Annotated in this window: 6 protein-coding genes; all 6 read left to right on the forward strand. The window is 44.3% G+C overall.

Annotation, left to right across the window (positions count from 1 at the left end):
- Positions 1-157: 157 nt before the first annotated feature.
- Positions 158-4999 carry an NAD-glutamate dehydrogenase gene (locus AC6R16_RS13355; protein WP_500674677.1) on the forward strand — a complete coding sequence of 1614 codons (4842 nt, stop codon included), beginning with the start codon at positions 158-160 and terminating at the stop codon, positions 4997-4999.
- Positions 5000-5086: 87 nt separating this feature from the next.
- Positions 5087-6097, forward strand: a complete 1011-nt coding sequence (gene pyrD / locus AC6R16_RS13360) for a quinone-dependent dihydroorotate dehydrogenase (protein ID WP_004743699.1) — start codon at positions 5087-5089, stop codon at positions 6095-6097.
- A gap of 196 nt (positions 6098-6293) precedes the next feature.
- On the forward strand, positions 6294-6839 hold the full coding sequence (locus tag AC6R16_RS13365) for a cell division protein ZapC (protein WP_004749467.1): 546 nt from the start codon (positions 6294-6296) through the stop codon (positions 6837-6839).
- A gap of 477 nt (positions 6840-7316) precedes the next feature.
- Positions 7317-9440: a bifunctional 23S rRNA (guanine(2069)-N(7))-methyltransferase RlmK/23S rRNA (guanine(2445)-N(2))-methyltransferase RlmL gene (gene rlmKL, locus AC6R16_RS13370; protein WP_500674678.1), complete on the forward strand. Its 2124-nt coding sequence runs from the start codon at positions 7317-7319 to the stop codon at positions 9438-9440.
- A 10-nt stretch (positions 9441-9450) separates the two neighbouring features.
- Complete coding sequence (locus AC6R16_RS13375; RefSeq protein ID WP_239825857.1) at positions 9451-9693, forward strand: glutaredoxin family protein; 243 nt, start codon at positions 9451-9453, stop codon at positions 9691-9693.
- Positions 9671-11587, forward strand: a complete 1917-nt coding sequence (locus tag AC6R16_RS13380) for an ABC transporter ATP-binding protein (RefSeq protein ID WP_500674679.1) — start codon at positions 9671-9673, stop codon at positions 11585-11587. The genes AC6R16_RS13375 and AC6R16_RS13380 overlap by 23 nt, the downstream gene beginning before the upstream one ends.

Here is an 11587-nt window from a genome sequence, read left to right on the forward strand (position 1 = left end):
CCTTAGTCACATTCTCAAACATTTCACCTCTTACCACTCCCAAAAGAATTAACTATTTATCAATAAAGCTTTTACAATAAAGCGGCATTACCCGTGTTAAGCACTATGCTTACAACAACCCCCAAAAAACATACAATTCTAATTGTGGAGTGTGATTATGACCGCGCGTGAAACACTGATGCCGGTTCTGCTTGAAAAAGTGTATAAGCTTATTCAAGACAAACTCGAGCTTGCTCATCAACCCCTAGTCACCCAACTAGCTCAACATTTATTTAGCAACATTTCTCAAGACGATTTAGTCGAGCGTAACGAATCCGATCTATACGGTGCCGTTGTTTCGCTATGGCACCATATTAATGAGAAAAAAGCTGACGAAATTTCTGTTCGAGTATTTAATCCGACCGTGAGCCGCCAAGGCTGGCAATCTACCCACACAATCGTTGAGATTGTTGTGCCAGATGGTCCGTTCTTAGTTGACTCAACAAAAATGGCGTTGAGCCGTTTGGATCTTTCATCACACTTGATGCTGCATGGACCAACGCAGATTGCCCGTTCAGCGAAAGGCGAGATTTCAGCGATTAACCAAGGAGAAGGGGCGCTTCAGTCACTGTTCCATATTGAGGTTGATCGTTTAAGCTCCAAAGAAGAAATGGCTTCATTAAAAGCCGAACTATTAAGTATTCTGAATGACACTGGATTAGTTGTTCAAGACTGGTTACTGATGGTTGAAAAACTTGAAGAAGTAACTGCTCAGGTAGAATCGCAACAGGGAGAGGTTGAGATCCAACGTGATCGTTACGACGAGTCGATCCAATTCCTTCGTTGGTTGGGGAATCACAATTTCACGTTTATGGGGTATAAAGAGTACGATCTTGTTTCAGTTGACGGCGATACCGAACTTCGCCCAACGCCTGATAAGGGTTTGGGGTTGTTTGCGAATCGCGAGCGTGTTCGTACTGTTAAGCTTTCTGACTTCCCTGACTCTGCACGTTTAGAAGCGAAAAAGCCATTCCTTTTGATCGTGACCAAAGGCAACCGCGCATCTCGTATTCACCGTCCTGCTTACACGGATTATATCGGCATCAAGAAATTTGATAAGAACGGTAAAGTGATTGGTGAGCATCGCTTCACAGGTCTATACACTTCAGCGGTATACAACCAGAGTGTTGAAGGCATCCCACTGATTCGTGAGAAAGTGGAACGTATCCTCGAAGCAAGTGGTTACCGAGAAGGTTCATACTCTTACAAAGCACTTCACAATATTTTAGAAAACTACCCACGCGACGAGCTTCTTCAAGCGAAAGAAGAGGAACTACTGGAAGTCGGTATGGGTGTTGTACAGATGCAAGATCGAGATCTACTGCGTCTGTTCGTTCGCAAAGACCCGTTTGGTCGTTTCTTTAGCTGCATGGTTTATGTGACTAAAGATCGTTACAACACAGAGCTGCGCCGACAAACTCAACGAATTCTTCAGCAGTATTTCGGTTGTAAGCAAGAAGTGGAATTCACCACTTACTTCTCAGAGAGCCCACTAGCTCGAACTCACTATATTGTTCGTGTTGATAATAACAACATGGACGTAGACGTTAAAACGATTGAGCAAAACTTAATGGAAGCATCTTCAACTTGGGATGATCGTTTATCAGAAGCGATCGTGGCGAACTTTGGTGAAAGTAAAGGTCTGCCACTTGCTAAAGATTACTTACGTGCATTCCCACGTTCGTACAAAGAAGATGTGATGCCTGGTTCAGCTGTTGCTGATATTGAGCGCTTAGAAAAACTCAGTGATGACAACAAATTAGGCATGCTTTTCTACCGCCCACAAGAGTTGGGTGCAGATTCAAAATCAGTACGCTTAAAGCTTTACCATCGTGATGAGCCTATCCATCTGTCAGATGTGATGCCAATGCTTGAGAACCTGGGCTTACGCGTGATTGGTGAATCTCCATACGAGGTACGCAAAGCGAATGGTCAGGTTTACTGGATCCTAGATTTCTCAATGCTCCATAAGAGCGAGAAAACGGTCGATCTTCGAGAAGCTCGTGATCGTTTCCAGCAGGCATTTGCTGCAATTTGGGCTGGCGAACTTGAAAGTGATGGCTTTAACCGCTTGGTACTAGGTGCATCATTAACGGGTCGTGAGATTTCGATTCTTCGTGCTTATGCTCGTTACATGCGTCAAGTTGGCTTCCCATTTAGTCAACAATATATCGAAGACACGCTGAACCATTACCCAGATCTAGCGAAAGGGCTGGTGGAGCTATTTGGTAAGCGTTTCGAACCTAAATTCAAAGGCAGCCAAAAAGGTCAGAACGATCTTATCGCTAAGATTACTGAGCAGTTGGATCATGTTGAAAGCCTGGATGATGATCGTATTCTTCGTCGTTACATGGAGATGATCACTGCTACACTTCGTACTAACTACTATCAGTTAAATGAAGACAAGCAGCCTAAGCCTTGGCTATCACTTAAGATGAAACCAAGTGATATTCCAGAAATTCCTCAGCCAGTACCAGCGTTTGAGATCTTTGTTTATGCACCAGATATTGAAGGTGTTCACTTGCGTGGTGGTAAAGTGGCGCGTGGTGGTCTACGTTGGTCAGATCGTCAAGAGGATTTCCGTACCGAAATTCTTGGCCTAGTGAAAGCGCAGCAAGTTAAGAACACGGTGATCGTTCCTGTTGGTGCAAAAGGTGGTTTCGTCTGTAAACGTCAGCCTATGCTAAGTGGCCGTGATGAAATCTTCGCTGAAGGTCAACGCTGTTACAAACGCTTTATCCGCGCACTACTTGATGTGTCAGACAACATTATCGAAGGCGAAGTGGCTCATCCTAAGAGTGTGGTTCGTCATGATGAAGATGATCCGTATTTGGTTGTTGCGGCTGATAAAGGTACAGCGACGTTCTCAGATCTTGCTAACTCTGTATCAGAGGAATACAACTTCTGGTTAGGTGACGCATTTGCATCAGGTGGATCAAACGGCTACGACCACAAAGCAATGGGTATCACAGCGAAAGGTGGTTGGGAATCGGTTAAGCGTCACTTCCGTGAAATGGGGATTAACTGTCAGACTACAGACTTCACTGCCATCGGTGTCGGTGATATGGCTGGTGACGTATTTGGTAACGGCATGCTGCTATCTAAGCACATTCGCTTGCAAGCTGCGTTTAACCACATGCATATCTTTATTGACCCGAATCCAGAGTCAGCGCCAAGTTGGGAAGAGCGTAACCGCTTATTCAATCTTCCACGTTCTAGCTGGGAAGACTACGACGCTAAGCTAATTTCAAAAGGTGGCGGTATTTTCTCTCGCCGTGCGAAGTCGATTTCTTTAACGCCAGAAATCCAAAAGATGCTGCGTACCAAGAAATCTTCGGTTGCCCCTAATGATCTGATTAAGATGATCCTATCTATGGAAGTCGATCTTCTATGGAACGGTGGTATCGGTACTTACGTTAAAGCTTCGAGTGAGACACATACTGACGTTGGCGACCGCGCCAATGATGTATTGCGTATCGATGGTCGCGATCTGAAAGCGAAAGTTGTCGGTGAGGGCGGTAACTTGGGTATGACTCAGCTTGGTCGTATCGAATATGCACTGACTGGTGGCCGCGTTAATACCGACTTCGTTGATAACGTAGGTGGCGTTGACTGTTCGGATAATGAGGTCAACATTAAGATCTTCCTTAATGGTCTAGTGACTAATGGTGATCTTACGGTTAAGCAGCGTAATAAGATCCTTGAGTCGATGGAAGACGAAGTGGGTGAAATTGTTTTAGATGACGCATACTGTCAATCTGAGTCCATCTCAGTGACTGAGCAGCAAGGTGTGTCATTAGTTAAGGAACAAATTCGCTTCATTCATACTATGGAAAAAGCGGGTCACCTTGATCGTGCACTAGAGTACATTCCAGATGATGAAACCTTACTTGAGCGTGAAAAGCAGGGTATGGCATTGACTCGTCCAGAGCTTTCTGTACTGGTGGCATACGGTAAGATGGTTCTGAAAGAAGAGCTGGTACATGAAGACATCGCAAAAGATGAATTCCACGCTCAGCAACTTGTGAGTTACTTCCCGACTGAGTTACGCCGTAACTACTCTTCGCAAATGGATAATCATCCACTACGTGCTGAAATTATTGCAACAGCGCTTGCGAATCAAATGGTTAACGAAATGGGCTGTAACTTTGTTACTCGTCTACAAGAAGAAACGGGTGCGTGCGTCGTTGATATTGCAAATGCGTATGTAGCATCTCGTGAAATCTTTGGACTAGGCAAGGTACTAGAAGAAGTACGCTCGCTAGACAATGAAGCCTCAACCGAAGCGCAATATGACATGATCTTCTACGTTCGTAGAACGTTACGTCGTCTATCACGTTGGTTGTTACGCAATCGTACTGGTCGTCAGTCTGTTAAAGATCTGATTGAACTGTACCAAGGTGACGTTGATACAATCAAAACGCATCTCGATGACATGCTTGTTCCTTCAGAAGTGGAAGAGCACAACGAGATGGCGCAAGCTTGGATTGAGCAGGGCATCAAGGAAGAAGTGGCTAGCTATGTCGCTCGTTTGTCTAGTCTATACTCAGTACTGGATATATCCACAGTATCTCGTGAAAAAGGCAAAACTATCGAGCAAACGGCTAAGCTTTACTACAATCTGGGTGACCGCTTATCACTGCACTGGTTCTTGAAGCAAATCAATGGCCAAGCGGTGGATAACAACTGGCAAGCATTGGCAAGAGCTGCGTTCCGTGAAGATCTTGATTGGCAACAGCGTCAGTTAACAGGGCAAGTGCTGAGCTGTGGTTGTTCGCCAGAAGATCTCGATGTGATGAAAGCACTGGATGATTGGATCGAAACCAACGAGACATCTTTGCACCGTTGGGAAAATATTCTCAATGAATTCAAGGTGGGTTCAGTGCATGAATTTGCGAAATTCTCTGTTGCATTACGCGAACTTATGCTGCTTAACCTTAATTGCAGTGCGAATGAGTAAACGTTTGCCATAATTCGTTGAATTATTCGGTAAAACATTGAATAATACAGCCCCGTTTATACGGGGCTTTTTTCTTTCGGAGGCACAATGCTTTACCGTCTAGCCAGAACTGGCTTTTTCCAACTCGATGCCGAAAAGGCACACGATCTCGCAATTCAAAACTTCAAGCGCTTTACCGGCACACCACTTGATCTTCTTTACCGTCAGCAACTTCCTCATCGTCCAGTCGAATGTATGGGTTTAACTTTCCGTAACCCAGTTGGCCTCGCGGCTGGTCTGGATAAAAACGGCGAGTGTATTGAAGCATTCGATGCTATGGGCTTTGGTTTTGTTGAAGTCGGCACAGTGACACCTCGTCCGCAAGCAGGAAATGACAAGCCACGTCTATTCCGTCTTGTAGAGGCAGAGGGCATTATCAACCGTATGGGTTTCAACAACCTAGGTGTCGATAACCTAGTCGAAAATGTCAAGAAAGCCAAATACGACTGTGTACTTGGTATTAACATCGGCAAGAACAAAGACACACCAATCGAAAAGGGTGCGGAAGATTACTTGATCTGTATGGAAAAGGTATATCAGTACGCAGGCTACATCGCGGTTAACATTTCTTCGCCAAATACTCCAGGATTGCGTTCGCTGCAATACGGTGAAGCTTTAGATGAGTTGCTGTCAGAGCTAAAAACTAAACAAGCGGAATTGGCTGAAAAGCATGGTAAATATGTTCCTCTTGCATTGAAGATCGCTCCGGATCTTAGTGATGATGAGATCAAACAGATCTGTGACTCTCTGCTTAAAAACAAGATCGACGCAGTTATCGCGACCAACACAACATTGGATCGCTCAATCGTTGAAGGTATGAAGCACGCGAACGAGGCGGGCGGTTTAAGTGGACGTCCTGTTCAAAGCAAAAGTACTGAAGTGGTTCGCTGTCTACATGAACAGCTTAAAGATGAAATTCCAGTCATTGGAGTAGGTGGCGTTGATTCTTACGTTGCTGCTAAAGAAAAAATGATGGCGGGTGCGCAGTTAGTTCAGGTTTACTCTGGGTTTATTTATCACGGTCCGGCACTCGTACGTGATATCGTCAAAAACATCTAAGCCATATTAAAATAGAAAGTAAATCGATGTGACATTGTCACACGATAGATTTCTAATTAAAACTGATTGATAACAAGAGGAAATGACTTTTCATTTCCTCTTTTTTTTCGCCTATTAGCTAATAAAATCCAATTATTGCTAGGAAAGGTAATTAAGCGTTTTACCTAACTTCAAATCAAATTTCAGAGATGGAACGATGCTTAAACCCAGTGACAAATGGACTTGGTACTATGATGACTCAGAAGGGCACCTTATGCTCGATCTGGGTGATGATATGGTATTTAAGACCAACCTTCCTCGTAAGCTGATTGTCGACTGCGCGATTGGCGTTAATGAATTCTCAGTAGATGATGCTTCGGCCTATCAAACCTATAAAGAACAAATCGCATTACTTGGCCTGAGTGAGCCAAGACAAGCAGAGCTCTCATTGTATTGTGTTGCCGCGAAGCGTTTTCATAAACCTGTTCAGCCGAAAAGTTGGTTTTTCGACTGTCTATCGGATGGCCAGATTGCTCCAGAAGAAGGCGACTTGATACGTCTAACGAACTCCCTGAGCGAAGGCTTTTTTATTGTGTTAGAGGTAGGTGAGTGTGCCAGCCTGTGCGCATCTGTTTCACTAGACGGTTTCGAGCTCAATGGTTCTAAATCGCTCCAATTTGGACAAGCGATTAAAGTGATGCACGATAGACTAACTGTAGCGAATCATCTATTTCACGCCCAACCAATCGCATTGGTGGGCTAACCTAAATTATCGTTCCTTTGTTTCATTTCCCGCCAGCATAATTGCTGGCTTTTTTTTGCCCCTAACTCGGCTAAAGAGAGCCGACTAACGCTCCTCAGCTTTATTCTCATCTGTGAGATACGTTCAAATTATCATCACATAGCACAATTAATTTCCATGTTTTCATAGCCACTGAATCTAGAAAAGCAGGGTTTATTCCTCTTTTGTGTCTTTTTTGTAACTTAATTACACGAAAACACACCCTTGGTATAGACCAAAATGAATGTGAATTAGTATTCACTTCGCTTTTAGAGCCGATTACTTGGAAGAAATAGGTTTTTGTGTTTTGCAGTATTTGAAATCGAACAACGAAGTATGAAAGTGTCGATATTTCATTCAATTGAACGACAAAATGGGGGATTTAACTGATTGAGCTAACGATAACTATTGGAGTCAGGTATAATGCGGGGTCATTTTCTACAGAATTAAAACACCACTATGCATCAATATCTTGCGGTTACGTCCAACGGTTTGGAAAACTTGTTGGTTGAAGAGTTAACTAAGCTAGGGATCACTAATGCCAAACCTGTTCAAGCAGGGGTACGCTTTAAAGCATCAAATGAGCAAATTTATCGTTGTTGCTTATGGAGTCGCTTAGCGTCGCGTTTCGTCCGTGTGCTATCTGAGTTCACTTGTAACGATGATATGGATCTCTACCTAGCAACTTCTTCAGTGAACTGGGTCAATCAATTCCATAGTTCGAAGATGTTTGTTGTTGATTTCAATGGTACTAACCGTGAAATCCGCAATAGCCAGTACGGCGCAATGAAAGTGAAAGATGCCGTAGTGGATAGTTTCGAGAAAAAGAACTTACCAAGACCGTCGATCAGTAAAGATCGTGCCGATCTTCGCATCCATGTTCGTTTGCATCGTGATAAAGCGATTCTTGGTGTCGATATGGTGGGTGGCGGCCTTCATCAACGTGGCTATCGCCCAGAATCTGGTCGTGCGCCGCTTCGCGAAACGCTAGCAGCTGCTATTATCCTGCGTAGTGGCTGGAGCGCTGATAAACCACTATTAGACCCTATGTGTGGTTCAGGCACGCTGTTGATTGAAGCGGCCATGATGGCGGCAAACATGGCACCTGGTGTGAATCGTGAGAAATGGGGCTTTGAGTCTCTAGAAGACTTTGAACCTGAGCTTTGGGCTGAGATTAAATCGGAAGCGGCAGTACAGGCGAGACGGGGTGTCAAAAAAGTTGACACTAAGTTTTTCGGCTTTGATAACGACGCGCGAGTGCTTAAAACCGCAAAAGACAACGCGCGCCGTGCAGGTGTTGATTCTCTGATTGAATTTAACCTTGGTGATGCCGCGCAAGTTAAGCGTCCTCAAGAGTTTGAAGCGGGCGTTATTGTTTCAAACCCACCATACGGTGAGCGTTTAGGTACTCATCCTGGTTTGATTGCTTTGTACACGGCATTTGGTGCTCAGCTGAAATCTGAGTTCGGTGGCTGCCAAGCGTCTATTTTCTCTAGCTCTGATGAGCTTCTAAGCTGTTTGCGCATGCGTGCAGACAAGCAGTTCAAACTGAATAACGGTGCGTTACCGTGTCACCAGAAGAACTACTCAATTAGTGACCGTCCGGTTGAAAATAAAGGTGACAATGTCACTGAATCACTAATTGCACCTGATTTTTCTAACCGCTTGAAGAAGAACATTGTCAAAATTGGTAAATGGGCGCGTAAAGAGAAGCTCGATTGTTACCGAATCTATGATGCAGACTTACCGGAATACAATGTCGCTATCGATGTTTACCTCGATCACCTTGTGATTCAAGAATACGCGGCACCAAAGAATATCCCTGAAGAAAAGGCGAAGCGTCGTCTGACAGATATCATTCGCGCAACTATTCAAGCAACAGGTACAGAAGCGAATAAAGTTGTGCTTAAAGTCCGTGAGAAGCAGAAAGGGCGTTCACAGTACCAAAAGCTGTCTCAAGAGTCTGAAACACTCAATGTGCATGAATATGGTGTGCAGCTTAAAGTAAATCTGCATGACTACCTCGATACAGGTCTGTTCTTAGATCATAAGATTACTCGTCGTAAACTCGGCGAAATGGCTCAAGGCAAAGACTTCTTAAATCTGTTTGCTTATACCGGATCTGGCACAGTGCATGCCGCTTGTGGTGGCGCTAAATCAACCACAACGGTTGATATGTCGAACACCTATCTAGAGTGGGCTAAAGAGAACATGAAACTGAATGGTCAAGTTGGCCGTCAGCATAGATTCGAGCAAGCAGATTGCCTGCAGTGGCTTGAGCGCTCAACGGCACAATTTGATCTTATCTTTATCGATCCGCCAACGTTCTCCAACTCTAAGCGTATGGAACAAAGCTTTGACGTGCAGCGTGACCATATTCAGTTAATGAAGAACCTTAAGCGTTTGCTTCGCAATGGCGGCACGATCGTGTTCTCAAACAATAAGCGTCACTTTAAGATGGATATGGAAGGTTTGGATGAACTTGGTTTAACTGCGAAGAATATTTCACACCAGACTTTACCAATGGACTTTTCTCGCAATAAACACATTCATAACTGCTGGGTTTTGACTCACAAGGAATAGTAGGTCACACGTGATCACTTTATACAGTACAGAAGGGTGCCATCTATGTGAGATGGCATTTGACCTTACAAAACAGCTCAATATTTCTCATCAGGTCGAGATTGTCGATATTGCTTTCGACGATGAATTGTTTTCTCGTTACGGCGTCACCATTCCGGTGCTGAATTATCAAGGTAACGAGCTTAATTGGCCGTTTGATTTACAACAATTACAGCTTTGGTTAGACGAAAATGGCATTACTAACAATAAATAATGGATTACTGGCCTATGGTGATCATCCTCTTCTAGATAATGCAGATTTCGCATTGCAAGAGAATGAACGCGTTTGTTTGGTTGGTAGAAACGGTGCGGGTAAATCCACGTTAATGAAAGTGCTTGCCGGTGAGGTGGTACTTGATGATGGTAAACTAACGGTTACCCAAGATGTTGTCGTTTCACGCTTAGAGCAAGATCCACCAAGAAACCAAGAAGGCACAGTGTTCGATTATGTTGCTGGTGGACTGGCGGAAATCGGCGAGCAGATTAAGATCTATCAAGATCAGCTCGATCTGATTGCGGTTGATCCGTCAGAGCAGAACATCAATAAGCTGGCACGTATTCAAGAAAACCTTGAACATTCTGGTGCGTGGCGCTTTGAAGACCGCATCAAGAATGTGCTCGCTGCGCTTAAGCTCGATGGTCACACCAAACTGACTGACCTTTCTGGCGGTTGGCAACGTAAAGCCGCGCTTGCGAGAGCACTGGTTCGCGATCCAGACGTTTTATTACTTGATGAGCCAACTAACCACCTTGATGTTACTACAATTGAATGGCTAGAGAACTTCCTCAAAGACTTCCGTGGCTCGATTATCTTTATCTCTCACGACCGCGCGTTCATTAAATCTATGGCGACACGTATTGTCGACCTCGATCGCGGCAAACTGGCTTCTTTCCCAGGTAACTATGACAACTACCTAGTCGATAAAGAAGAGATGCTAAGAGTCGAAGAGATGCAGAATGCAGAATTTGATAAAAAGCTTGCTCAAGAAGAAGTTTGGATTCGTCAAGGTATCAAGGCTCGACGTACCCGTAACGAAGGGCGCGTACGTGCGCTTAAAAAGCTACGTGAAGAGCGAAGTGATCGCCGTGAAGTGCAGGGCAAAGCGAATATCCAGATTGATGATGCGTCACGCTCAGGCAAGATTGTCTTCGAAGCGAAGAACATCAACTATGACATCGATGGCAAGTCGATAGTTAAGGATTTCTCTTTCAATATCATGCGCGGTGACCGCATCGCACTGATTGGCCCGAACGGTTGTGGTAAGAGTACATTACTTAAACTGTTGCTAGATGAGCTTCAGCCTCAGTCCGGTAAGCTCCACTGTGGTACTAAGCTTGAAGTGGCTTATTTTGACCAGTACCGCGAAGTACTTGATCCTGAAAAGTCTGTAATTGATAACCTAGCTGATGGTAAACAAGAAGTCATGGTTGGTGGTCGTCAGCGCCATGCGTTGAGTTATCTGCAAGATTTCCTATTTGCACCTAAACGTGCTCGTACTCCGGTTAAAGCACTCTCTGGCGGTGAGAAAAACCGCCTATTGCTAGCAAGAATTTTCCTAAGACCAAACAACTTATTGGTGCTCGATGAACCAACCAACGATTTAGATATCGAAACTTTGGAACTTTTAGAAGATTTGCTTGCCAATTATCAGGGTACGCTTTTACTTGTCAGTCATGATCGTCAGTTTGTTGATAACACAGTAACGACAAGTTGGATCTTTGAAGGTGAAGGCGTTATTGAGGAATTTGTTGGTGGTTACCACGATGCGCAGCAGCAACGCATTCAAACTCAGAAGGCTCGCGCGTCTGAAAAACCAACAAAAAGCATTAAACAGGTTGAGGAAACTCCCAAAACCGCGGCAGTAAAGAACAAGCCTAAGAAGTTATCTTATAAACTGCAGCGAGAGTTAGAAGCATTGCCAGCCAAACTTGAAGAGTTAGAAGCAGAGATTGAAAGCTTACAAGAGCAAGTCAACAGCGCTGATTTCTTTTCAAAACCCGTCGAGCAAACGCAACCCGTATTAGATAAGCTGACTGCTACAGAGCAGGAGCTTGAAATTGCCTTCGAACGCTGGGAAGAGCTCGAAGCAATGCAACAGGAAAGTTAA

The sequence above is a fragment of the Vibrio sp. R10-SG3-ISO10 genome, from assembly GCF_059834185.1.